This window comes from Dolosigranulum pigrum ATCC 51524, assembly GCF_000245815.1.
Classification (GTDB): domain Bacteria; phylum Bacillota; class Bacilli; order Lactobacillales; family Carnobacteriaceae_A; genus Dolosigranulum; species Dolosigranulum pigrum.
The window spans coordinates 1-24710 of sequence record NZ_JH601104.1 but is presented as its reverse complement, the minus strand read 5'-3'; the positions used below and the strand labels follow the sequence as shown (position 1 = coordinate 24710).

Annotated in this window: 20 protein-coding genes; 18 read left to right on the top strand and 2 right to left on the bottom strand. The window is 39.9% G+C overall.

Translation table 11 applies throughout. The features are described 5' to 3' along the window. Nucleotides 1–130 precede the first annotated feature (130 nt). On the bottom strand, nucleotides 131–388 hold the full coding sequence (locus HMPREF9703_RS07060; RefSeq protein WP_004636696.1) for a hypothetical protein: 258 nt from the start codon (nucleotides 386–388) through the stop codon (nucleotides 131–133). 163 nt (nucleotides 389–551) lie between these two features. Between HMPREF9703_RS07060 and HMPREF9703_RS07055 the strand changes: the two genes are divergently transcribed. From HMPREF9703_RS07055 to HMPREF9703_RS06990, 14 genes are all read left to right on the top strand, one after another. Beyond that, nucleotides 552–1055, top strand: coding sequence for a hypothetical protein (locus tag HMPREF9703_RS07055; RefSeq protein ID WP_004636695.1), 504 nt, complete (start codon nucleotides 552–554; stop codon nucleotides 1053–1055). Between the two features lie 78 nt (nucleotides 1056–1133). Next, the gene (locus tag HMPREF9703_RS07050; RefSeq protein ID WP_004636694.1) at nucleotides 1134–1778 is read left to right on the top strand and encodes a YesL family protein; all 645 of its coding nucleotides are present in this window, start codon (nucleotides 1134–1136) and stop codon (nucleotides 1776–1778) included. Between the two features lie 18 nt (nucleotides 1779–1796). After that, on the top strand, nucleotides 1797–4031 hold the full coding sequence (locus tag HMPREF9703_RS07045) for a helix-turn-helix domain-containing protein (RefSeq protein WP_004636693.1): 2235 nt from the start codon (nucleotides 1797–1799) through the stop codon (nucleotides 4029–4031). A 362-nt stretch (nucleotides 4032–4393) separates the two neighbouring features. Further along, nucleotides 4394–5359: an ABC transporter permease gene (locus HMPREF9703_RS07040; protein WP_004636692.1), complete on the top strand. Its 966-nt coding sequence runs from the start codon at nucleotides 4394–4396 to the stop codon at nucleotides 5357–5359. A 21-nt stretch (nucleotides 5360–5380) separates the two neighbouring features. After that, entirely contained in the window at nucleotides 5381–6316 is a 936-nt protein-coding gene (locus HMPREF9703_RS07035) for a carbohydrate ABC transporter permease (protein ID WP_004636691.1), read from the top strand. A gap of 49 nt (nucleotides 6317–6365) precedes the next feature. Continuing rightward, complete coding sequence (locus HMPREF9703_RS07030) at nucleotides 6366–8018, top strand: type 2 periplasmic-binding domain-containing protein (RefSeq protein ID WP_004636690.1); 1653 nt, start codon at nucleotides 6366–6368, stop codon at nucleotides 8016–8018. A 169-nt stretch (nucleotides 8019–8187) separates the two neighbouring features. After that, nucleotides 8188–9486 (top strand): glycoside hydrolase family 125 protein, encoded by a 1299-nt coding sequence (locus HMPREF9703_RS07025; protein WP_004636689.1) that lies wholly within the window; start codon nucleotides 8188–8190, stop codon nucleotides 9484–9486. A 2-nt stretch (nucleotides 9487–9488) separates the two neighbouring features. After that, the gene (locus HMPREF9703_RS07020; RefSeq protein ID WP_004636688.1) at nucleotides 9489–10892 is read left to right on the top strand and encodes a glycoside hydrolase family 1 protein; all 1404 of its coding nucleotides are present in this window, start codon (nucleotides 9489–9491) and stop codon (nucleotides 10890–10892) included. 17 nt (nucleotides 10893–10909) lie between these two features. Beyond that, nucleotides 10910–13600, top strand: coding sequence for an alpha-mannosidase (locus HMPREF9703_RS07015; RefSeq protein WP_004636687.1), 2691 nt, complete (start codon nucleotides 10910–10912; stop codon nucleotides 13598–13600). A 13-nt stretch (nucleotides 13601–13613) separates the two neighbouring features. Next, nucleotides 13614–15821, top strand: coding sequence for a GH92 family glycosyl hydrolase (locus HMPREF9703_RS07010; protein WP_004636686.1), 2208 nt, complete (start codon nucleotides 13614–13616; stop codon nucleotides 15819–15821). Between the two features lie 15 nt (nucleotides 15822–15836). Then, on the top strand, nucleotides 15837–16790 hold the full coding sequence (locus HMPREF9703_RS07005; protein WP_004636685.1) for a glycosylasparaginase: 954 nt from the start codon (nucleotides 15837–15839) through the stop codon (nucleotides 16788–16790). Between the two features lie 11 nt (nucleotides 16791–16801). Then, nucleotides 16802–18223, top strand: coding sequence for an alpha-L-fucosidase (locus HMPREF9703_RS07000; RefSeq protein WP_004636684.1), 1422 nt, complete (start codon nucleotides 16802–16804; stop codon nucleotides 18221–18223). 111 nt (nucleotides 18224–18334) lie between these two features. Beyond that, nucleotides 18335–18928 carry a peptidylprolyl isomerase gene (locus HMPREF9703_RS06995; RefSeq protein ID WP_040377036.1) on the top strand — a complete coding sequence of 198 codons (594 nt, stop codon included), beginning with the start codon at nucleotides 18335–18337 and terminating at the stop codon, nucleotides 18926–18928. 18 nt (nucleotides 18929–18946) lie between these two features. Continuing rightward, on the top strand, nucleotides 18947–19813 hold the full coding sequence (locus tag HMPREF9703_RS06990; protein ID WP_004636682.1) for an ROK family protein: 867 nt from the start codon (nucleotides 18947–18949) through the stop codon (nucleotides 19811–19813). A gap of 81 nt (nucleotides 19814–19894) precedes the next feature. Here the strand turns inward: HMPREF9703_RS06990 and HMPREF9703_RS06985 are convergent, their stop codons facing one another. Further along, the gene (locus tag HMPREF9703_RS06985) at nucleotides 19895–20767 is read right to left on the bottom strand and encodes a formylglycine-generating enzyme family protein (protein WP_004636681.1); all 873 of its coding nucleotides are present in this window, start codon (nucleotides 20765–20767) and stop codon (nucleotides 19895–19897) included. A 134-nt stretch (nucleotides 20768–20901) separates the two neighbouring features. On the opposite strand from HMPREF9703_RS06985, the gene HMPREF9703_RS06980 reads away from it, so the two are divergent. The 4 genes from HMPREF9703_RS06980 to HMPREF9703_RS06965 all read left to right on the top strand — a co-directional run bounded on the left by HMPREF9703_RS06980 (nucleotide 20902) and on the right by HMPREF9703_RS06965 (nucleotide 23979). Further along, complete coding sequence (locus tag HMPREF9703_RS06980) at nucleotides 20902–21282, top strand: CvfD/Ygs/GSP13 family RNA-binding post-transcriptional regulator (RefSeq protein ID WP_004636680.1); 381 nt, start codon at nucleotides 20902–20904, stop codon at nucleotides 21280–21282. A 22-nt stretch (nucleotides 21283–21304) separates the two neighbouring features. Continuing rightward, nucleotides 21305–21688 carry an NUDIX hydrolase gene (locus HMPREF9703_RS06975; protein WP_004636679.1) on the top strand — a complete coding sequence of 128 codons (384 nt, stop codon included), beginning with the start codon at nucleotides 21305–21307 and terminating at the stop codon, nucleotides 21686–21688. A gap of 31 nt (nucleotides 21689–21719) precedes the next feature. Further along, a complete protein-coding gene (locus HMPREF9703_RS06970) occupies nucleotides 21720–23072 on the top strand; it encodes a glucose-6-phosphate isomerase (RefSeq protein WP_004636678.1) in 1353 nt (450 codons plus the stop codon). 160 nt (nucleotides 23073–23232) lie between these two features. Further along, entirely contained in the window at nucleotides 23233–23979 is a 747-nt protein-coding gene (locus tag HMPREF9703_RS06965; protein ID WP_004636677.1) for a hypothetical protein, read from the top strand. The last annotated feature ends 731 nt before the right edge of the window (nucleotides 23980–24710 follow it).

Here is a 24710-nt window from a genome sequence, read left to right as displayed (position 1 = left end):
GTCCTTCTTTTTTTAGTAATCTATTACCCATCATACCATTTATAAAGAAAAAAATCAGGGAAAAGCCATAAAAAAAGCTATCCAACCCTTTTACTGAGTTGGATAGCTCCTTTGGTCATTTATATAAAATTTAATGTTTATCGGTGTCATTTGCCTTCGTATCATCAATAGCATCGAGATTAAATTTTTCATAATCTTCTGGGACACTTTCAGCTTGTTTTTCACCTTCTGTCTTACCTTGGTGCTCTTCTGGATCAAGACCTTCATCTTTTTCGTGCTTTTTCTTTGTCAATTCAGACATCCCTTTTCGTTGAGCATAACTGGAAACAGCATCTGTTCCAGCTAGGTTCTGACCCGCATATTTGTTTTGGCTATTTGGATCGTCCATCATAATCACTCCGTTTCATTTAAGTAATACAAGTATATCATGAAAAAGAAAGCGGGTCCATTGTTATAATAACAAATTATTTATATTGTATCGGTAGGGGTTATTTGTTAAGATGAATGATGATCATCGTAAAAGTTTATGATTTTAAAGGAGATTACAATTTATGCGTAAAATGAGTGTGCTAGTTATGGGGGTAGCGTGGATGTTAATGGGCTGTGTCTCGCCGGAAAATAGACAGTATACTGATCCAAGTACCGTAACTTATGAGATTGAAGGAGCCGACGAAATAACAGATCAAGCAGAAGTAGAGCAAGCAATAACAGTTATTAAAGAGAATTTAGCAGCCGCCCAAGATAGAGATATTGAGCGTTATGTAGCGACAATTGTGTCAGAGGCGCGAGCAGATACTCGCAAAGAGTTGATCCCATTTTTCGACGCCTATGAGTTAGAACATACAATTTTGGGTATAAAAGTAGCTGATCAACAGCCAGAACAGATGCTGATTAAAGTGTTGTTGCAAACAGTCGCGATTGATCAAGCACCAGAGGCAGATCATTACCGCGATCATGTGTCAGAAACCAATTATACATTAGTGAAAGAGAATCAAAACTGGCTGATTGCTGAAAGTCAAGTAACTGAAAATGAGTTTATTAAGCAAAAGCAGTAACCCCTTTCTTTAAATAACGACTGATTCGTAGTATAATGAGATGGTAGAATTTATATAAAGAGAGCTAGGAGCGAAATAATGAGTACGCAAGGAAAAAAAGGACCGGGTAAGTTCACTACATTTTTAACGAATATAGGGGGATGGATTGCTGATGCCTTCTTGTTACATATTTATATTCTGTTCGGCACAATAAAAGGCGGAGTAATTTTAGGCTTATTCCCTGCACTGACAGCTGGCGTAAAAGTGTTATTATCATGGATTCTTGATCCATATGCCAAGCATGAGAATTTCAAAGTATTTCATCGTTCATGGCAAAAAAATTTCAAATTAGCTAATTTGGTAGGTTATACGGTGGCGGTGCTGTATGCATTCTTAGGAATTGATTGGTATGTGAATAAGATGCACATTGAATCAGTGGGCTTAGGCTATGCCTTGATTGCTGTTATGGTCGGAGTTGTGTTTTTGACAAGTTATATCTTTACTATTATGTCTAGCTTCGATGTGAGTTATAAGGAAACGTTGAAGCAGTCATTTTTCTTAAGTTTAGCGACACCTATGCATACGCTGGCGGGACTATTTGGTTTATTTGCGGTGTATCATATCATTTATGCGTTTCCATTTATTGGGGTGTTTTTTGGTTTTACATTATTTTTACTACCGTTAGCGTGGTTCAATCATACAGGATTCAATCGGGTCGAACAGTATAAGCGGGATAATTTATAACATTAGGAGGGAAGAAGCATGACGCGAAAGAAACAGCCCAGTGTTTTGAAAAGATATATGTTATCTTATATTTTTGTGTTCTCTATTCCCTTAATTTTATTAGTATTTTTGATTAATACGATTTATATTCAAAATATTCGAGAGGATATTACGCAACTTAATGAAACCTATCTGACACAATTGGATGATGAACTTGATCGTACATTTGATGATTTGCATAGTATGCGTGATTTTATTAATCATGAAAATAGTTTTCCAGCCGGTGCAGTTTATATGAATAATCAATACAATGAATATAATAATTTAGTGCGTGTCTACCGGCAAGCAGTTGATTCAGTTCAGTCTATGTTCATTATTTATCCCAATCAATCATTTATTTTTTCACCGCACGGAACGAATTCTATTGAAGCTTTGTTGGAATATGGTCCCGAGTTCAAAAGTGCGGATAACCCCGAACGATTGCGTGAGATGATGATGACAGCTGATGAACAATTGTATGCGGAGCGTAATAAGATATATTATACGTTACCCATTGGCGCTTCGAATTATGCGCAGATTATGTATGTGGTCAATGCTAGTCATGTACGTGATTTACTTGGAACATTAGGTAGTCGCGAAGTCGGTATGACCCTTTTATTGAATGAAAATAATGATATTGTGCTCAATTCAGATTATTATCAAACACTTGATGCTGAGATGATTGAAGACATTGATTTTTCATTTGAGGATGAAATGACGGCACGTTTGGATGGGATTAATTATCATATTACACAGCGAACAAATGAACGAACGGGTTGGAAATTTGTAGCACTGACAGATATTAATAAGCATTATCGTTCATTTTATCAAGCATTGGGTGGCGTAGGAATGGGTCTATTCGTATTGTTATTAGTCGGATTAGCGATTTCTTATTATTTGGCACGACGACATTATCAACCAATTGAGAAGTTAACAGATTTATTAAGTCAAGATAGTGACGATCAAGAGCGTACAGGTGACGAATGGCAATTTTTACAGAAGCAAGTGACGAGTACGTTTTCTAACGTAGAATCATTGAGTTCTAAGATGAATGAACAAGCGCTCTTTATTCGCAATAGCATTTTACTAGATTTAATTGAAGGAAAATATACATCAGATGATCAATTTAAACAACATGCTGCAAGCTATGAAATTGAACTGCCCTTTCGATATAAGGGAGTTATAATTGTCGAATTTGGTGATAATCCCGTAAGAGAAGCAAGCGAGACGGTTGAGCATATTGCCTCAGCCATTAGAGATCGTTTGAATCGGATATATTATTCATTGGAGCCAGTTATTCCACTATTTAAAAATAATGAACTTTATATTATTGCTAACTTTGATGTGAATAATGATGACTCGATGATCCAGATTATGTATTATATTCGTAAAATTTGCCGTCAGTTTAATTGGGTGGATAAAGATCGGTTAAAGTTTGCAATCGGGCTAGCGTCAGATGAGTATACGTATTTGAATAATTCATACATTCAAGCGAGTGCAGCCTTAGAGCGGTTGAACACCGAGCAGAATGATGACAAAACAGTATACTTCTTCAAGGAATTAGAAACACAATCAACCCAAGAGACGATTCATTATCCAGAAAAAGATGTATTATTGTTAATCCAAAGTTTGAAACAAGCTAATCTACAAACCGCTCAAGAAGTTGTGGAACAATTATTTGCAGATTTGCAGACCTTACCACCGACAAATGATTTCTTGCTACAAGCAAATGTGGCTTATGTTTGGAATGAATTAATTCAATTCGCTGAATCTTTTGCTCTAACAGAAGAGGGCCAACTGTTGACCGAACTGAGTCAGTTTACTGACTTGACTGAAGCAAGGCAGTTATTAGATCAGTTTATAGTGAAAATATGTAGAGAAATGGCAGCTCTTAAAAAAGCTGAAAGTAGTGAAATTGAAAAAAATGTTGTTCAAGCAATCTATGATAACTATACATCAGCTGATCTATCACTAGAAAATATTGCCAGTGAGAATAATATCTCCGTTTCATATGCCAGTAAGTTAGTAAAAGAAGAGACTGGGGAGTCATTCAGTAATATTGTTCAAAACTTGCGTATGGACCGATTTAAGAAATTGTTAGTGAGTACAAATCGTCCAATAAAAGAATTAGTGGCTGAAGTGGGGTATTTCGATGTATCGAACTTTACTCGGAAGTTTCGAATTGAACATGATATGACACCGGGCCAATACCGTAAAAACCATCAAACAAAATAGATATGACCACAATGGGTGAGTCCAAAAAGGGACTTGCCCTTTTTGCCTATAAAAAACAACTTGAAGTCAAAATTTAGACATAAAATATGATGAACAATAAAAAATAATGAAGAAAACAAGATATGTTTTCTTCAAAAAGGTGTCAAATGTTTGTCCAATAGTGTGTCAAATTTGACAATGCAGAACTGGACAGGCTGTAAAGACTGATGTGAAAGGGTTTCAATTCAAGAAAGAAAAACATTTTTTACATATTGATGATTTTTCATATTTTAGATAAGATAGAGTTACAAGTTAAGAAAACGGCTTCAAGACTAAATGGACTTCGAGCTCGTTTTCAGAGTAAAGGAAGGGAGAGTGTATTTATGGCACAAGATGTGGCAGACACTTCGAGGGTAGCACCTCCAGAAAATGTAAAGAAAACGTTCAAAGAACGTCTAAAGCAAGCAGGTAGCAATTGGCAATTATATGTAATGATTTTTCCAGTTGTTTTATACTTCTTTGTATTCGCCTACATACCGATGTACGGGGTGCAAATTGCATTCAAGCGGTATATGCCGATTCACGGAATTTGGGGGAGTCCTTGGGTAGGGCTTCAACATTTCGAACGGTTCTTCAATTCTTATTATTCATGGGATTTGATTTGGAACACGATTAGTTTAAGTTTATACCAATTAATCGCGGGGTTCCCGGCGCCGATTATTTTGGCGTTAGCCTTTAATGAGATGAAAGATGGTTTCTATAAGAAATTCGTTCAGACAGTTACTTACGCTCCACACTTTATTTCGGTCGTAGTTATTGTTGGGATGATTACGTCTTTCTTGTCACCATCATCGGGGATTATCAACGTCTTCTTAAATAAATTAGGATTTGAATCCTATGCCTTTATGGAAGACCCACGATGGTTCCGATCAATCTATGTCTGGTCAGGTGTATGGCAAAGTACAGGATATGGAACGGTTATTTACTTAGCGGCCTTATCCGGTGTTGACACACAGTTACATGAAGCAGCGACGATCGATGGGGCTTCAAGATTACAACGTTTATGGCATATTAACTTGCCAGTACTGGTACCAACGATGGTGATTTTACTGATTATGAACTTTGGGGGAATTATGGAAGTTGGATTCGAGAAAGTTCTCTTAATGCAGAATCCATTGAACTTAGCAACATCCAATGTTATCTCGACGTTTACTTACCAGACAGGTCTATTGGAAGCACAATATAGTTATGCGGCAGCAATTGGTTTATTCAACGCAGCGATTAACTCAACGATGCTTCTCTTAGTGAACTGGATTTCCGGTAAACTGAGTGATACCCAACTTATTTAATCAGAAGAAAGGAGTAATTTTATGGCAGATTCACTAGCAAGTAGTCAACCTCAAAATAGTTTAATTAAAGAATCAGTTGGCGATCGTATCTTTCTCGTTTGTGTGTATATTTTTGTCACATTAGCATTAATTGTGACCTTGTATCCATTGATTTATATCTTAAGTGCTTCGATGTCTGATCCGGCAGCAGTTCGAACTGGACGCATGGTTTTATGGCCGGTAGATGTGACGTTACAAGGGTACCGCGTTATTCTTCAGAATGCTAGTTTATGGCGTGGCTATTACAATACGATTATCTATACAGTAGTTGGAACAAGTATTAACCTGTTGCTGACTATTCCAGCTGGTTATGTTCTATCACGAGATGATTTCCAGTTAAAAGGTTTCGTAACAAAGATGATGGTTATTACTATGTTCATTAGTGGTGGTATGATCCCGACGTATATCTTAGTTAATAATTTAGGGATTACGAATACGATGTGGGCGCTAGTTTTACCTGGGGCGGCATCGGTTTACAATATCGTTATTACTCGAGTTTTTATGAGTACAACAATTCCTGATGAATTGACAGAAGCAGCTGTAATGGATGGAGCCAACAACTTTAAGATTTTTACAGCAGTTGTGTTGCCGCTATCTAAACCGATTATTGCAGTAATGGCATTGTTCTACGGAATAGGACATTGGAATAACTTCTTCAATGCCTTGCTATACTTAGATGATCGTTCACTTTACCCACTTCAGATGGTATTACGTGAAATTCTGGTCTTACAAGACTTAGCAAGTAACCCAGATGTTATTTCGGAAGAACAAGCACTCTACGCTCACTCACAACAGCAATTAGCAGCTGTCATGAAGTATGGGGTCATGGTCGTTGCGACCGCACCGGTTATTATGGTCTATCCATTCTTACAAAAATACTTTGTAAAAGGGGTTATGTTAGGGTCTATTAAAGGATAATAAATTTAGAACAAACTATTAAAAAAACATTTCTTTAGGAGGAAATACAATGTTCAAAAAAAATGGTAAGTTAGTTGCAGGTTTACTTCTATCTACGGGATTGCTCGTAGCGTGTAGTGGGGGATCTGGTGCACCAGAGTCATCAGCAGGAACTGCTGAATCAGAAACTTCAGAGGGGGTAGCACAAGAAGGGTTGCCAATTGTTGAAGACCAACTTGAATTAACCCTAATGGCTCCAAGTACCGGAACAGAATGGTCAGACATGCCAGCACTGCAAGAGTACGAAGGAATGACTAATATTGCACTTAAGTACAACAATCCACCGTTAAGTGATTTTGAGACGCGTTTTAACTTGTCATTTGCAAGTGGCGAACTTCCTGACTTCTACTTAGCTCCAACTGGTGCGTTAACACCAGCAATGGAAGTTGATTACGGAACACAAGGGTTGTTACTTCCATTGAATGATTTAATTGATAATTATGCGCCAAACTTGAAACAGATTTTAGAAGAGCGCCCAGATGCTCGTCAGTCAATTACTACGCCAGATGGAAATATCTATGCACTACCGACTATTTCAGAAGAATACTCTGCAGCTTGGGTAACCGGGCCAATTTGGTACAACGGGGAATGGCTAGATGCTTTAGATGCAGAAGTGCCAAAAACATTGGATGAGTTCTATGACTTATTAGTTCGCTTCCGTGACGATGATCCGAATGGTAATGGGGAACAGGATGAAATTCCTCTATCTGGAAGCGATGGGATGACTTACTTACGTCAATACTTAGTACCAAGTTTCGGTATTAAGAAATTTGATATGGAAGAAAAAGACGGAGAAGTTCGTTACGCACCTGCTAGTGAAGATGCACGTGAGTACTACAAGTTTATGAACAAATTGTACGAAGAGAAATTACTAGACCAAGAAGTCTTCTCTCAAAGTGGTGATCAGAAGAAAGCTAAAGGAGAGTCTGATCGTCTCGGAGTTTACCACGACTGGTTCTCTTACTTCACATCAGGTAAAGAGGAAGAAGAAGCAGTGACTGATCCAATGTTCCATCCACTAACAAGTGAATGGCAAGCTGAACCATTGGCACCAATTAAGACGGGTATTAATCGTTCAACGGCAGCTATTACAACAGCTAATGAACATCCAGAAGCAACCATGCGCTGGTTAGATGGTCTATATGATCCAGAAATTGCTAACTTAATGAGTGTGGGACCAGAAGGACATGTTTGGGAATTAGACGAGAATGGTAAACGTCAGTACACAGAAGCAGCAAAAGGAGACGTTGAAGAAGTTCGTTCAAAAGTTGCGCCAAACTATGGACTTGAATTCCCTGGCTACCACCAAGATAAAGAAGACTACGATGGTCCAGACTTGACAATTGGTGACGAAGAGAACCCATTCCTTACATTCGTGAAGCAAGAAACTGCTGACAAGATCGATCCATACGGTGAAGTGCCACTACCAGACTTGTACTTGTCACAAGAAGAGATCGACAAAACACAAGCTATTATTGGTGACTTAGAAACATTCATCGAACAAGAAGAAGCAAAATTCATCACGGGTCAAAAAGACATTAATGATGATGCGGTCTGGGAGCAATACTTGCAAGAAATTGAAAGTATGGGATTAGACACATTAGTTGAAGCATACCAAGCAGCTTACAATCGTTGGGTTGAAGCAGGAGAACAAATCAACTAATTTGAATCTTAATAGGCTCATAACAGTAGTATAGAATATAATAGCTCGCATCTCTTCTTTCAGAAGAATTGCGGGCTATTGTTATGAAGAAATAGATAATTGGTAACGGTTGACATTGGTGAATAAATCACTAAACTAGAGATAAATAAAGGTAGATAGGAGTAGGGACATGACGAAACAAGAATTACCCAAAGAAGTAGAGGTATTCATGGCGGAGATTAACGATCTAGCCAGTGATCATCCCGAGTGGTTAGATATTTTTAATCATAATTTTTTAGATACATTACAAAATACTGTGCGGCGTCAGGATGATGGGACGACTTATGTGTTAACAGGTGATATTCCGGCCATGTGGTTGCGAGACTCAACTGCACAAATTCGACCATACTTATTCTTAGCCAATCGCTCAGAAGATATTAGAGATCTGATTAAAGGCGTGATTGAACGTCATTTTCAAATGATTAGCATCGATCCGTATGCAAATGCGTTCAATGAAGCCCCCAATAATGCAGGACATCAGACGGATCAGACTGAGATGAGACCGATTGTCTGGGAACGTAAGTATGAGATCGATTCGCTTGCTTATCCGGTGCAACTTGCTTACTTGTATTGGCAAGAAACGAATGATACGAGTATTTTTAATACCACTTTTTTAAATGGCTTGCAAGCTATTATTGAGACATGGGAAGTGGAACAAAATCATGAGAATTCACCGTATCGCTTTGAGCGAGATACTTGGCGTGATGCAGATACACTGGTGAATGGAGGTTTGGGGACACCTGTTGCTGAAACGGGCATGACGTGGAGTGGTTTCCGTCCCAGTGATGACCGTTGTGAGTATCATTACTTAGTGCCGTCTAATATGTTCGCAGTTGCGGTATTAGGTTATGCAGAGCAGATATTAACAGAAGCTTATCCAGAAAAACAGGACTTATTGAGTCGGACAACAGCATTGAAAGAAACCATTGATGCGGGGATTAGAGAGTATGCAATTGTTCAAAATAAAGCAGGTGACGATATTTATGCTTTCGAAGTGGATGGGTTAGGACACTATACGATTGAGGATGATGCCAATATTCCAAATCTCATCTCAGCTCCTTATCTGGGTTATACAACAATTGATGATGCGCTCTATCAACGGACGCGTGAGACAATGTATAGTTCAGAAAATAGATATTATTATGAAGGAACGGCAGCTAGCGGAATTGGTTCTGAACATACCCCACCAGATTTTATTTGGCATATGGCGTTAGCGATGCGGGGGTTAACTAGCTCCGATAAAGCAGAGAAAAAAGCGATGTTAGATTTAATGGTCGCAACGGATGCCGATACGAAAGCAATGCATGAAGGATTTCATAAAGATGACCCAACGCAATATACGCGTGAATGGTTCTCATGGCCCAATATGTTATTTATTGAATTGATGTTAGATTACTATGGCTATAAATTGAAAGGAGCGGAAGTGTAAGGATGAATCGAAAATTTCCAGAAGGCTTTCTATGGGGGGCGGCAACAAGTGCACCACAATCAGAAGGTGCGCAGTATGAAGACGGGCGTACGCCGAGTACATGGGATAAGTGGTTTGAACTAGAGCCAGAATATTTCAATCAGGATCAAGGCCCACAAGAAACAGTCCAAGTCTATAAGCGATATCAAGATGATGTGAAGTTGATGTCAGCTATTAACCATAATTCACATCGAACATCTATTTCGTGGAATCGCTTATTGCCAGATGGTAAGACAGTGAACGAAAAAGCCGTTCAATTTTATCGGGATTATTTTAAGCGAATGAAGGAAGAAGGCATCGAGCCGATTGTTAATTTATTCCACTTCGATATGCCGTGGTGGTTGATGGAGCGTGGCGGTTGGGAAGCGCGTGAATCAGCGGATCACTTTGCGCATTATGCGAAGGTTGCGTTCCAACAATTCGGCGATATTGTCCACTATTGGACCACATTTAATGAACCGATTGTCCATGTGACATGTGGTTATCTGGCGGATTATCATTGGCCAAAAGTTCATGATTTAAAACGAGCGGTGCAAGTGGCTCATCATACGTGTCTCGCGCATGCTAAAGCGGTTATTGAATTTAGAACGTTAGATTTAGACGGGAAAATTGGCAATATTTTAAACTTATCGCCTGTCTATCCGCGTAGTGAGCGTGCAGAAGATTTGAAGGCTGCGAAAGATGCGCATGCTATTCATGTGAAGAGCTTCTTAGATCCAACTGTTCACGGAACTTATCCAGAGCACTTAGTCACTTTGCTACGAGAGCATGACTTATTGCCAGAGACAGAAGCAGAGGACTTAGAAGTTATTGCACAAGGAGCGGTCGACTTTTTAGGGGTTAATTATTATCAACCCATTCGTGTGAAAGAAGTACCGGAAGCAGAGCGTCATCATCCAGCGCAGAGCTTAGAAGATTTCTCCAGACACTATGATTGGCCTGAGAAACGGATGAACCCTTATCGTGGCTGGGAGATTTATCCTAAAGGTATTTATGACATTGCGATGATGATTAAAGAAGATTACAATAATATTCCTTGGTTTATCTCTGAGAATGGTATGGGGGTTGCTGAAGAAGAGCGTTTCATTGATGCATCAGGGGAAGTACAAGATGATTACCGCATTGAATTTATTCACGATCATCTTGAATATGCTCTTCAAGCAATGGAAGAAGGAGCTAATTGCTTTGGGTATCATTTATGGACCTTTATCGATTGTTGGTCATGGTTGAATGGGTTTAAGAATCGTTATGGGTATTATCGTCTAGATCTTGAAACGCATGAACGCACACCGAAAAAAAGTGCCCACTGGATAAAAGATGTTATTGCTTCAGGAGAATTGCCTGAACTAAATCACGAAAGAAAATAGTAGAGAAGGAGATTTTTATGACCAAAACGGTACACATTATTTCACATACACATTGGGATCGTGAATGGTATTTGCCGTATGAACGCCATCACATGTTATTAGTTGAGTTAATCGATAGTATCTTAGAATTATTCGAGACAGATCCGGAGTTTAAGTCGTTTTATTTAGATGGTCAGACGGTTTTGTTGGATGATTATTTAGAGATTAGACCGGAGAATGAGTCACTTCTTAAAAAATACATCGAAGCGGGACGTTTGCGGATAGGGCCATTTTATACCTTACAAGATGCCTTCTTATCATCTAGTGAGTCGCATGTTCGTAATTTTTTACAAGGTCACTCAGATGCGAAACGTTGGGGGCAAACGACAGAGATCGGTTACTATCCGGATACGTTTGGAAATGTTGGGCAGACGCCACAGTTGATGGATCAATTAGGGTTTGATGTCGTTGCTTATGGTCGCGGGGTGAAACCAACCGGATTTGCCAATGATTCGAATGAGGAAGATAACTTTGTATCGAGCTATTCTGAGATGAAATGGGCCGGTGCTGATGGAACAGAAGTGCTTGGTTTATTATTCGCGAATTGGTACAGTAATGGGAATGAAATTCCGACTGATCCCAAACAAGCAAAAGACTTTTGGACACAAAAATTAGCCGATGCAGAGAGTTATGCTTCGACGGATCACTTGCTGATGATGAATGGTTGTGACCATCAGCCTGTTCAACGGGATATCTCTGAAGCAATTCGTGTAGCTAATGAATTATATGACGATTATGAGTTTATTCATTCTGATTTTCCAACGTATATTAAGGCATTATTGGAAAATGTGCCAGAAGATTTAGATACAGTGCACGGAGAATTGACATCACAAGAAACAGAAGGGTGGTATACATTAACGAATACGGCTTCTTCTCGTTCTTACTTAAAACAACAGAATGAAGCAACGACACGTTTGTTAGAGATGGTTGCAGAGCCACTTGCCACCTTGGCGTATGAAGTAACCGGTAAATATCCACATAATATGTTAGAGTATGCCTGGAAATTCGTGCTACAAAATCAGTTCCATGACAGTATTTGTACGAGTGGAGTGGATGAAGTGCATGATGGGATGGAGTCGCGCTTTGAGAGAGCAGCGAATACAGCACGACATGTCATTATTGAGTCATTGCGTGAATTATCGGATGCAATCGATACCGAGACGGATGCTCCTGAGCAAGGCACTCCTTTTATCGTCTTCAATACAACAGGTGGTGAGAAAACAAGTGTGGCCGAAATCACCTTAGAAGTCGATCGCATTCCTTTTGAGCAAGAATTCCCAACTCAAGCTTACGAACGTCTGGAACAACTAGAACGTCCAGCTAGCTACAAAGTTATCGATAGTAAGGGCCGTGAGTTGCCGGCTGATGTTGTGGAGCTTGATCCACGCTTTAACTACGATTTGCCGAAAGATAAATTCCGTCAACCATACATGGCGCGTAATCTACAAGTGAAGGTATTAGTTGAACAGGCCCCTGCGTTATCTTGGTGCACACTGTATTTAGTACCGAGTGATGAGACTGTCGAACAAGTTTCTGATGAGTCAACAGCACTTGAAAATGAGTATTTAAAAGTAGCTGTCGCTGATAATGGCACATTAACGGTTACTGATAAAGTACACGATACTGTTCAAGAAAATATGTTGATTTTTGAAGACTTAGGTGATATTGGAAATGAATATGTGTACAAGCGACCTGTTGGAGAAGAGCCCATTTTGTCAACGGATGCTCTAATAAAGGCAGAGGTAATTGAGCGGAGTACCGTTCGTCAAGTTTTATCCTTACATCATCGAATTGATGTGCCAATCTCAGCGGATGAACAACTTGACTTAGAACAGCGCAAAATTATTGAATTCCGTGACCGAAAAGCTCAACGTATTAGTGAAACCAAACCACTGGATATCTATACGACTGTTACGTTAGATGCCAGAAGCCAGCAGTTAGATTTTGAAACGACACTGAAAAATGAAATGAAAGATCACCGTTTGCGCGTGCTGTTCCCGACTAGATATACTTCAGAGGTTCATTATGCAGATACTGTTTTCGAGACCGTTGAGCGTCCGAATAGAGTTAGTGCAGCTTGGACCAATCCAGAGAATGCACAGCGAATGCACCGTTTTGTAAATATAGTCGATGAATCTGGTGATGGAGTCGTTGTCTCTACAAATGGCTTGAACGAATATGAAGTGATCGTTGATGTCGAAGGTGCTCAAACATTGGCGGTCAGCTTATTCCGCGCAGTGGGTGAACTAGGAGATTGGGGTTACTTCCCTACACCTGGAGCGCAAACATTAGACCACCACTATACATTTAATTATCGCTTGAGCTTCCACGGAAAAGCAGATCGTCAAGCAACCTTGCAGCAAGCAATTTATAGTGCACAAGAATTGATTACGACCCAAACAACCATTAGTGGTGGTGAGTTGCCAGCAACGAAGCAATTCTTATCTGTGGAAGGAGAGGCTATTGCCTTGACAACGCTAAAGCGTCATAAAGAAATGGATGACATTATTACACGTCTATACAATTTTACACCGAATGAAGGACAATATGATTTGCAGATTGCTGGATTTAACCGGAAAAAATCTAATATTTTGGAAGAAATTGAGCAAGCTGATGATGGAAAGGTACGACCGTTTGAAATTGTAACCCACAAGTGGCATCAAATCTAGAGGGAGTCAAGTCATGGTGAACCGTATGAGCTTCGTCGACACACGACATGGGACACTGAATAGTTACCAGTTTTCGAATGGGAATACACTACCTTATGCGGGTGTTCCTTTTGGGATGAATTATATTGTCCCCCAAACAGATGACCAATCAACGATATTTTTTAATCCGACGTTTCCTGTCTTCCAAGGATTTCGGCTGACGCATCAGCCGAGTCCGTGGATGGGAGATTTTTGTTCAATCATGATGACCCCTATAACTGGTCAGCCCAATGGTGTATCATTGGATGCCCTTAGATCTTCTTATCATCGAGAAACAGCCGTATTCAAGCCTAATCGTGTCTCGCTAACCAGTCAGCAATATCAATTAAATACGACGATTGTGCCGACTAAACGAGCGGGTCAAATCGTCATAAAACAGAAAAATAATCAATCATTAGGACTCGTGCTTTCGAGCGATCAAGCGATGACTGTGGAGAGAGGATTGTCACCGCATCACTTATTAGTAACGATTAAGCAACCGGTAAGAGATGGCGCTTCAACCTTAACCTTCTATATCCAGTATGTCTTTGATGCGCCGGTCTCTCTCTTAAGTTATCAAGAAGATACGTGGCAGTCAGTTGATACAGCAACAACAGGTCCTGTCTGGGTTCAAATCGCAAATGAGCAAAATGAAGCCACTATATCTTTCGGGACGTCTTTTATTAGCGCTCAACAAGCTAGCTATAATTTAGATCAAGAAGTTGGACATTTAACACTCAACGATCTTGCTGCAAGATCACAAGCTGAATGGAATGAATTCCTCGGAAAAATCGAAGTATCTGATCGTGACGAACAAAAAGTTCAAGCATTCAATCATTATTTGTATCGGTTGTTTTTATTCCCAATGACATTTTATGAAGAATCTAAGGAAGGGGAACCGATACATTGGGATATGTATAATGAACGAGTGAGCGCAGGGGTCTACTTCACGAATAATGGTTTTTGGGATACGTTTCGTACTGTCTATCCGCTCTTTTCATTGATTATTCCTGAGCGCCATCAGGAGATGATGAGTGGTTACCTGCATGTTTATCGAGAAGTCGGTCATCTGCCGAAATGGTTAAGTCCGGATGAACGCGGGATTATGCCGGGAACGCTTATTAATGGTGTGATTGCCGATGCTGCGGTCAAAGGGATTCTGACTGAAGATATGATGACAGAATACTTACAAGCAATGATCCAAGATGCGAACATTCCAGCTAAAGATGCAAAATTTGGTCGTGCGGGTGTTGAAGATATGCTGAATCATGGATATGTAACAACTGCACACCGAGAAAACGTCAATCAAACGGTTGATAATACGTATAGTGATTTTGCGATTATGAAGGTTGCCCAACTCCTAGGAAAATCTAAGATCGCAAAAACATATCGGCAACGAGCCTTTCAGTATCAACATCTTTTTGATCCGAAGACAGGCTTTTTGCGTGGAAAAGATGAGATGGGTTCATGGCGAGAGCAATTTATTCCCGAAGATTGGGGCTTTGATTATACAGAAGGTAGTGCCTGGCAGAATGCATTTGGGTTTTATCATGATGTGGCAGGGTACATGGAACTTATTGGCGGGAGAGAAGCTTTTTTAGCTCAATTAATTACCCTTGCAAATGAAGAACCTATCTTTGGCATTGGTAATTATGGGATGGAAATCCATGAGATGAGTGAGTTGAGTGTGGCCAATATGGGACAAGTGGGGATTTCGAATCAACCGAGCTTTCACTTACCCTATCTTTATACGTATGCGGGACGACCAGATTATACGCAACATGTGGTCAAGCAATTATGTACCCATCTGTTCTCGACGGACGTGGATGGCTTCCCAGGTGATGAAGATAATGGGAGTATGAGTGGGTGGTATGTGTTTAGTCAATTAGGATTTTACCCTGTTACTCCGGGAACGGGAGAGTACGTGTTAGGGATTCCTCAGTTCGATGAGGTGACCATTCATTTGCTGAATAATAAAACATTTACGGTAGAAACAATTAATAATTATCCGCAATATTCGTTTGTCGATCAGGTGACCCTTAATCAGACGGATTATCAGCGCTTATTTATAACCCATGAGCAATTGATGCAAGGGGGACAGATGACCGTTCGATTGAGTTTGCTTCCACGGACAAGAACCTATTCTAACGATCAATTACCGTATTCATTAACAACAGATACAGATATAGAAACAAAAAGATAAAAAGGAGGAATAATGATGACTTATGGCATGATTGCAACTTGGCGAATGGCCTATTCTGGTGTGAAGAATCAATATGATGCTTTGTTAGGTGGAGCGTACGCTGGGGATGTTTTGGAACAATCAATTAATGAAGTTGAAAACTTTGTTAACTTTGTTTCGGTTGGTCTTGGAGGATTACCGAATAAGAAGGGTGTCGTACAATTGGATGCGGCTTTTATGGATGGTGATCGCTTGGCGATTGGAGCGGTGGCTGGTATGGAACAGGTAGCTAATCCGATTTCTGTAGCAAGACAATTGAGTAAGGAGCGCTTTAATTGTTTCTTAGTCGGAAAAGGCGCGGATGATTACGCCCTTAGTCATGGATTTGAAGCAAGTGATTTGTTAAGTGAAAAGGCTGAGGATCGATACAAAGACAGATCAGAAAAAGTGGCAACTGGTGAACTAAGCCCTTATGACGGGCATGATACGATTGGAACAGTTGTTGTGGATCAAAATGGCTCTATTTGTGCCGGAACGTCAAGCTCGGGTTTATTTATGAAAGAACCCGGTCGCATTGGTGACTCACCACTGCCTGGCTCAGGCTTTTATGCCGATAGTGATGTTGGAGCTGCCACAGCAACTGGCCTAGGGGAAGACTTGATGAAGGGAATTCTCTCGTACGATATTGTCTGTCAGATGGAAAAAGGACTTTCACCAATGGAAGCTGCGAAGCAGAGTTTTACTACATTTGAGAAAAAACTAGAACGCAAATATGGAAAAGTCGGGGCAATGTCAGTCATTTGTATGAATCGTGCAGGTGAATGGGGGATTGCGACGAACTGTGAATTTACATTCGTTGTGGCAACTGCTGAACAAGAGCCAACTATCTATATAGCAGATCGTACCGATGATGGTGAGCTGTCAATTGAAGCCATGAGTAGTGAGGCTGTGGCTGATTTCTTGACCAAAATTGAGACGGAAGCAGAATAGGAGGGGTGATGATGACTTTACAAAAAATGGCAAACGTGACGCCAAGTTCTAGACAAATTCAGTGGCAGCAATTGGAATTTTACGGATTTATTCACTTCGGTCTAAATACATTTACGGATAAAGAATGGGGTGACGGGACGGATTCGCCCGCATTATTTCAGCCTAAGAACTTAGATGTACGTCAATGGGTTCGTAGCATGAAGGCAGCGGGAATGAAAGGTGCCATTTTAACAGCAAAACATCATGATGGGTTTTGTCTTTGGCCGAGTCAGTATACGGATTATTCAGTCGCAGCCGCTCCTTACCAAGATGGCCAAGGTGATATTGTCCGTGAATTTAGTGAGGCGTGCCAGGCCGAGTCATTCAAGTTTGGGATCTACTTATCACCATGGGATCGGAATCATCCGACATATGGTCAAGGAAAAGCCTATAATACCTATTTTTTAAATCAATTAGAAGAGCTATTGACGCAATATGGAGATGTGTTCGAAGTTTGGTTCGATGGGGCATGTGGTGAAGGAGAGAACGGACAAGTTCAAACCTATGACTGGGAGGCTTATTACCAATTAATTCGCCGACTGCAACCACAAGCGGTGATCAGCGTCTGTGGTCCTGATGTGCGGTGGGTTGGTAATGAAGGGGGACATTCTCGTGCTAATGAGTGGAGTGTCGTTCCGAAATCGCTCCAAGATAATGAAAAAATTGCAGCCGATAGTCAACAAGAAGCAGATGGATCAACTATGAAATTATTTGATTCTGCTGATGAAGATTTAGGGAGTCGTGAACGCCTCTTTTCATATGACGGAGAACTGGTCTGGTACCCGGCTGAACTGAATGTGTCTATTCGTCCAGGATGGTTTTATCATTCAACTGAAGATGAAGAAGTTCGGTCACTGGATAATTTATGGTCAATTTACAAACAATCCGTTGGGAATAACTGTACATTCTTATTGAACATTCCGCCCAACCCAGATGGCTTATTTGCTGACCCAGATGTGCAAAGACTAGAAAATCTAGGTAGACAAATTAATGAGTTTTATAAACGTAATATTATTGATCAAGCTAAGATTGAATGGTCATCGGAGGCAGTTAGTGTTGATATGGAAGAGCTACGTCAGTTGTCATTGGATGGCCAACCGTGGCGACCAAGCCCAGAGGATGAAACACCGAATATTCAATTAACATTCGCAGAGAAGCAGGCTCTTCATACAGTTATTTTGCGCGAATATATTCCAGCCGGTCAACAGATTGAACACATCGAAATACGCACAGTGATTGATGGACAGGAATATATTCTAGCAGAAGCTCGTAGTATTGGTTACCAAAAATTTATCGAGTTCCCTACTGTCCAGACAGATAATCTAACGATTGCAATTAAGCAATACCGCTCAACGATTGCGATCAGTGCAGTCGGGATTATTGCGGATAAATAAATCAGTTGGTGAATAGGGCCAAGTTCGGTATACTAATAGTAATGTCAGTGCGTTAAGTAACATCCTAAACGTAGATTGACAACTTATAAAACAATGAATGGAGAGATAATGATGAGTGAATTTCCACAGTTACATCTAGAAAAACAAACAGGAACAACCACAACAATTAAAACCAATAAAGGGGATATAACCCTTCAATTATTCGATAAGCTTGCACCAAAAACAGTTAAAAATTTTGTTGAATTAGCGCAAGATGGTTACTATGATGGGGTTATTTTTCACCGTGTCATTCCGAATTTTATGATTCAAGGTGGCGACCCCACCGGTACGGGACGAGGGGGCAAGAGTATTTACGGTGAGCAATTCGAAGATGAATTCTCAGATCAATTATTTAATTTACGCGGAGCACTTTCAATGGCGAATGCAGGACCGAATACAAATGGCAGCCAATTTTTCATTGTGACGATGGATGAAGTGCCTGCACAAATGGTTGGACAACTTGAAGCGGCAGGTTTTCCGGCAGAAATTATTGATGCATACAAAGAACGTGGCGGCACACCTTGGTTGGATAATAAGCATACCGTCTTTGGTCATCTAATCGCTGGTGAAGATGTCGCACAAGCGATTCAAAATGTGGAGCGCGATGCCGCTGATAAACCACTGGAAGATGTGACTATTGAGACGATTGATATTTCAACCCCGTAGCGGAAGGAGTTTAGTGAGATGTTAGGAGCAATTGAGACAGGTGGAACTAAAATAGTGTGTGCAGTCGGTGACGACGCGTTAAATATTATTGAACGGGTTTCGTTCCCAACGACTACACCGGATGAAACATTCGAACATATCTTTAACTTTTTTGATCAATACGATGAACTGAAAGCAATCGGTATTGGGTCATTCGGTCCAATTGATGTTAATAAAGAATCTGATACGTATGGGTACATTACCTCTACCCCAAAATTAGCTTGGCAAGATACAGATTTCTTAGGTCGAATGAAAGCTCGCTATGATATACCAATGGGCTGGACTACTGATGTGAATGCTGCCGCACTTGGTGAATATGAACTCGGAGCAGCACAAGGAACCAATTCTTGTGTCTATATTACAGTAGGAACAGGTATCGGTGGGGGTGCCGTTGTCGATGGTAAACCACTGGAAGGATATGGACATCCAGAGCTTGGACATATGTTGGTACGACTGCACCCAGAAGATACGGCTTTTGATGGATTTTGTCCATTTCATGGCACCTGCTTGGAAGGTGTGGCGGCAGGACCAGCTATTGAGCAACGATATGGGAAGTCAGGTCAGGAATTGGCGGAAGAAGCCCATGTTTGGGAATTAGAAGCTTTCTACTTGGCACAAGCGATTGTGAATATTACCTTGACGCTTAGCCCAGAGCGGATTGTATTAGGGGGCGGAGTGATGAAGCAACGCCAAATATTTAGATTCTTGAAAAAAGCCTTTAAAGAGCAGTTAAATGATTATGTAGCAACACCACCACTCGATGAGTATTTAGTACCGCCAGCATTAGAAGATAATGCCGGAATTACAGGTGGCTTGTTACTTGCAAAACGCGCCTTACAATCTTAATACTATAAAAATAAGCAGCATGTGCTACTCATTAGGAGTAGCCAGCTGCTTATTTTTGGTGGTTAAACGGGACAAATTTGGTTAAAGAGGTTTTAGCGTACGAAAACCAATGTTACTAGCACTGGAATCATCAGTTACACTGTTACGGGCACCGACACGATAACGATTACAGTAAGAATCGTGGCATAAGAAGGAACCACCTCTTATGGCGAAAAGTTTACCATGAGAAGAACGGTTAAAGTAGTTAAAAAAGTCCTCGGACGTGTGTTTTTGGAACTGATTGAGGGGGATTTTGCCTGGATTCAGACACCACTCCCAAACATTCCCCACCATCTGATAGAGGCCGTAGCCATTTGGGGTGTAGTTGTTAGCTGGGGCAGTACCGAGATACCCATCTTCTTCCGTATTACTTATAGGAAACTGTCCTTGCCAAATATTAAGTGGATATTTTCCATCGATGAGTAAATTATCTCCCCAAGGATAACGTTTCATCTCTAAACCACCCCGTGCAGCGTATTCCCACTGTGCTTCAGTCGGTAGTCTTGAGCCTTCCCACCGACAATAGGCAAGTGCATCATTGCGTGAAACATGAACAACGGGATGATCCAGTCGTCCATCAATAGAACTCCCGGGTCCTTCCGGGGCATGCCAGCAAGCGCCCTTAATAATTAGCCACCATTCCATCCCTTGCACAGCTAAGGAGTCTAAGCGATCTTCTTCTGGAATAAGTAAATGAAAAACTGATGACCAGCCAAATTTTTCAGCATCTGTTATGTAATCAGTTGCAGCAATAAAGGCTTTAAATTCGCGATTAGTTACGGTCGTTGTTTTTATTTGGAATGACTCTAGTGCGACGTCTACTGAACCCGTTTCTAAATCAGTTGCAAATCCTTCTTGGCAGATAGTCCCCATCTTAAAAGAGCCACTGGGAATCGTTGTGAATATATCAGACATAGTAACCCCTACTTTCTTTTTCTACATTATATAGCTAATGGTGATGTAATTCTAGTGAAGAAATGATCAACCGTAACGATTCAAAAAAATTGTAGAACGTGTTATAATTTATACTAGTGATGTGAGGTGAAGAGATGGAATATACAATAGGAGATCGTGTTCGTGGTAAAGTAACGGGCATTCAACCGTACGGCGTCTTCGTCGAACTCGATGAACAGACCCAAGGATTAATTCATATCTCCGAAGTAAAACATGCCTATGTGAAAGACTTACATGAGTTATTTGAAGTGGGAGAAGACGTAGATGTCATGATTATGGATATTGATGAATATAGTAAAAAAATCAGTCTATCTATTCGCAGCATGATTAAAGCCGTCCATCATCCCTTCTCCAACCCGCGTAAAAATCCACGGTTTGATCGTAAGCGAGGGATTGGCTTCGATACAGTGGCTGAGAAAATGCCGGGTTGGATTGATACAGCTCTGAAGGAGATCAGTGAACAATCAGAAGAATAACGGAGATGGAAGGAAGACACAGATGCATTTAATAGCAGGTACTATTATGAAGAAAGGGTTAGATAATCGCATGGTATTTTTAATGCAAGAGTTTGCCGGCGAGAAAGAATTCTTCCCTGCGACCGAAATTATTGAAAATTGCACAGCACTGGCAAGTGTAATTGAAGAAATTAAAGAGATTACGGGTATATCAGTTGATCAGATGGAACTGGTGGAATTGACCAATACAGTTTACAAGTCATCACGTATTCCTTTATACGTCTTTGAATACGTTGGAGATGATCCAAATCTTCAAGTTGATAAACCATTTAAGTGGGGCGATTTTAAAGAACTTAAAGAAACATTCGAAGATTATGAAATCGAAGGTGTGCCCCTGTTGTCAGAATTGACAATTGAAGTTATTTAAAAAAGTTAGTTTAAAAAAAGGAGAAGATATAATGACACATATTACATTCAATAAAGCTAATGTTATCGATACATTCATCCAAGCGCATGAATTAGACCAAATGCAATCACAAGTAACAGCTGCTAACAAATTGTTACGTGAAGGAACTGGTGCCGGTAGTGACTTCCTTGGTTGGGTTGATTTACCAACAAATTATGACAAGGAAGAGTTCGCGCGAATTAAAGAGGCCGCTAAAAAAATTCAAGGCAATTCCGATGTATTGGTTGTGATCGGTATTGGAGGGTCTTACTTAGGGGCTAAAGCAGCGATTGATTTCTTAAACCATACTTTTTATAATGAATTACCAAAAGAAGAACGAGATGGCATGCCACAAATCTTCTTCGCTGGAAATAGTCTGAGTTCAACGTATATTCAGCATTTGATTGACGTGATTGGAGAACGTGACTTCTCAGTTAACGTCATCTCGAAGTCTGGAACGACAACTGAACCCGCTATTTCATTCCGTATTTTTAAAGACTTACTTGTTGAGCGCTATGGTGAAGAGGGTGCGCGTGAACGTATTTTTGCAACAACTGATCAATCAAAAGGTGCGCTAAAAACAGTAGCGGATGAAAAAGGTTATGAAACATTTGTTGTACCAGATGATGTCGGTGGACGTTTCTCTGTCTTGACAGCAGTTGGTTTACTACCGATCGCAGTCAGTGGTGCGAATATTGATGACTTGATGCAGGGAGCTCGCGATGCACAGAATGCATACGACAACGATGATCTAGCTCAAAATGAAGCTTATCAATATGCTGCCCTTCGAAATGTCTTGAACCGCAAAGGAAAAGATACAGAGCTATTAATTAATTATGAACCAACACTTCAATATTTCTCAGAGTGGTGGAAACAATTATTCGGTGAATCTGAAGGAAAAGATCAGCGAGGTATTTACCCATCTAGCGCAAACTTCACGACTGATTTACATTCATTGGGTCAATATATTCAAGAAGGTAAACGTAATTTATTCGAAACGGTCATTAAAGTCGAGCAACCGACTGAAGATATTGATGTACCAAGTGCACCAGAAGACTTAGACGGTCTAGGTTACTTGGAAGGAAAAGGTGTTGATTACGTCAATACGAAAGCTTATGAAGGAACATTATTAGCGCATACTGACGGGGATGTGCCGAACTTTATCATCCAAATTCCAGATATGTCAGCTTATACATTAGGTTACTTGTTCTACTTCTTCGAAATTGCAGTTGCCATTTCTGGTTACTTGAATGCTGTTAATCCATTCAACCAACCAGGCGTAGAAGCTTACAAGAAAAATATGTTCGCATTGCTTGGTAAACCAGGCTTTGAATCATTAGCAGAAGAATTGAACGACCGTCTATAAGAGTAAACGATTAAGTATCTAAATAGAAATTTAAATCCTCTGAGGCGTCTACTTCAGGGGATTTAATTTTTTGGAACACGTGGCTGTTCATAGCTTCAGCCAAAGTCAACGTAATAGAGAAGCACTTAGTTAGATAGAACAATAAAAAGGAGCCAATAATATGATAAAAACTATCTTAAAAACATATATGAACCGTCAATCTCCACCTGAAGTAAAATGGTTTCCGGCCGTGATTGGAGCTATTTATCTGTTTAGTTTATACCTATTTACAATAATTGGTCGATCCAATGTAACACTTGACGGATCAATTAATTCATATGCGACGATTATTGCTTGGGGATTAACAGCTGCTTTAGCAAGTGCAGTTATTTATGGTACCCTATTAATGAATAACCAACTCGTAAAACAATTTATAGGAGTAGTAGAAATTCAATCTTTCCAAATACCAGGTGGAAAAGGTATTATGTTTCTTTTACAACTTGTTATTTTTGTAGGCAAGATGCTACTACAGATGTTGCTCGCATTAGCGGTTGGAAGTGGAGTCTTTCTTTTGTTAGAGTCAATCTTGCCTGTCTTGAATAGCCAGATTAGTGTATTTAATTTTGCTCATGTCATGCAGCTAATCTTGGGTACGTGGAGTGTATCATTCTTTACAATTTCAATGGTATCACTAGCAGGTATATTTGGTATTCATTATCGATCCACTCGTCTTACTTGGATAATTGCAGGACTTTCCATCATTATTGTCGGAGGTCTTGGTATATTTATGTTACGAACTATTCCATTTATTACACTATTATTGTCGATTGGGCTCGTTGTTCTTGTTGGTTTACTGGCTAAAGGCCTTGCAACCACATTAACGCAACGAAGTACGGTAGATTTCTTCCAAGATGGATTTTTTAAATAGTTAAACGAAATAACTTTGCGCAAGTAACCATTTATTGGGAACTTGCGTTTTTTAGTGTACTCATGAGGTGTGATAACTTGTTGGCTAAAGCCCATTTCAAACTTCGATGTAGAAATTGTAAGTGAGTAACGCAAGGAGAAGAGAATTCATTAATTGATTTAAGAAACTACACTCAGTAATTATTTGTGTCTAGGAACCCTTGTCCATCGAACCGTATCTCATGATAGAGTGAGTGCTAGACTTGCCAGTTACTAGCCAATCCTCTATTGGATAAACCTTACAGAGGATTAATAATATTGCTAAAAAAATTAATTTATCAAAAAGGCTTGACTCTTATTTATAATGATGGTAAAATAATTATTGTCGCTTGAGACATGTACGACTCAAGTATCATAAAAATTAATTTTTACACTGAAATATTTGTTGACAAGTAAGACAAAATGTTGTAGAATTAATTGAGTGATTTAGGGAAAAACTTCTCTAAAAAACACTTGACATCATATTTTGTAAATGATACAATAATCAGTGTTGTTGTCAAAGGAAGAAAAAAATTAATTCAAAATAATTCAAAATTTCTCTTGACAAAATAATTTACCGATGATATAATGGTAAATGTCGCTGTTAAACAAAGCGACGGCATAGATCTTTGAAAACTGAACAAAAGAATACAACCAAGATGTGCAAGGGTCTCTGGTTCAATCGAATCAGGACAATTCATATTTTTGTAAGTT

Bases quoted from the DNA above. Each gene is read 5' to 3' on its own strand.
- HMPREF9703_RS07040 (WP_004636692.1), top strand. From the start codon at position 4,394: ATGGCACAAGATGTGGCAGACACTTCGAGGGTAGCACCTCCAGAAAAT.
- HMPREF9703_RS07010 (WP_004636686.1), top strand. From the start codon at position 13,614: ATGGTGAACCGTATGAGCTTCGTCGACACACGACATGGGACACTGAAT.
- HMPREF9703_RS07060 (WP_004636696.1), bottom strand. From the start codon at position 388: ATGGACGATCCAAATAGCCAAAACAAATATGCGGGTCAGAACCTAGCT.
- HMPREF9703_RS06965 (WP_004636677.1), top strand. From the start codon at position 23,233: ATGATAAAAACTATCTTAAAAACATATATGAACCGTCAATCTCCACCT.
- HMPREF9703_RS06995 (WP_040377036.1), top strand. From the start codon at position 18,335: ATGAGTGAATTTCCACAGTTACATCTAGAAAAACAAACAGGAACAACC.
- HMPREF9703_RS06970 (WP_004636678.1), top strand. From the start codon at position 21,720: ATGACACATATTACATTCAATAAAGCTAATGTTATCGATACATTCATC.
- HMPREF9703_RS06985 (WP_004636681.1), bottom strand. From the start codon at position 20,767: ATGTCTGATATATTCACAACGATTCCCAGTGGCTCTTTTAAGATGGGG.
- HMPREF9703_RS07025 (WP_004636689.1), top strand. From the start codon at position 8,188: ATGACGAAACAAGAATTACCCAAAGAAGTAGAGGTATTCATGGCGGAG.
- HMPREF9703_RS07020 (WP_004636688.1), top strand. From the start codon at position 9,489: ATGAATCGAAAATTTCCAGAAGGCTTTCTATGGGGGGCGGCAACAAGT.
- HMPREF9703_RS07050 (WP_004636694.1), top strand. From the start codon at position 1,134: ATGAGTACGCAAGGAAAAAAAGGACCGGGTAAGTTCACTACATTTTTA.
- HMPREF9703_RS07015 (WP_004636687.1), top strand. From the start codon at position 10,910: ATGACCAAAACGGTACACATTATTTCACATACACATTGGGATCGTGAA.
- HMPREF9703_RS07000 (WP_004636684.1), top strand. From the start codon at position 16,802: ATGACTTTACAAAAAATGGCAAACGTGACGCCAAGTTCTAGACAAATT.
- HMPREF9703_RS07035 (WP_004636691.1), top strand. From the start codon at position 5,381: ATGGCAGATTCACTAGCAAGTAGTCAACCTCAAAATAGTTTAATTAAA.
- HMPREF9703_RS07055 (WP_004636695.1), top strand. From the start codon at position 552: ATGCGTAAAATGAGTGTGCTAGTTATGGGGGTAGCGTGGATGTTAATG.
- HMPREF9703_RS06980 (WP_004636680.1), top strand. From the start codon at position 20,902: ATGGAATATACAATAGGAGATCGTGTTCGTGGTAAAGTAACGGGCATT.
- HMPREF9703_RS07030 (WP_004636690.1), top strand. From the start codon at position 6,366: ATGTTCAAAAAAAATGGTAAGTTAGTTGCAGGTTTACTTCTATCTACG.
- HMPREF9703_RS06975 (WP_004636679.1), top strand. From the start codon at position 21,305: ATGCATTTAATAGCAGGTACTATTATGAAGAAAGGGTTAGATAATCGC.
- HMPREF9703_RS06990 (WP_004636682.1), top strand. From the start codon at position 18,947: ATGTTAGGAGCAATTGAGACAGGTGGAACTAAAATAGTGTGTGCAGTC.
- HMPREF9703_RS07045 (WP_004636693.1), top strand. From the start codon at position 1,797: ATGACGCGAAAGAAACAGCCCAGTGTTTTGAAAAGATATATGTTATCT.
- HMPREF9703_RS07005 (WP_004636685.1), top strand. From the start codon at position 15,837: ATGACTTATGGCATGATTGCAACTTGGCGAATGGCCTATTCTGGTGTG.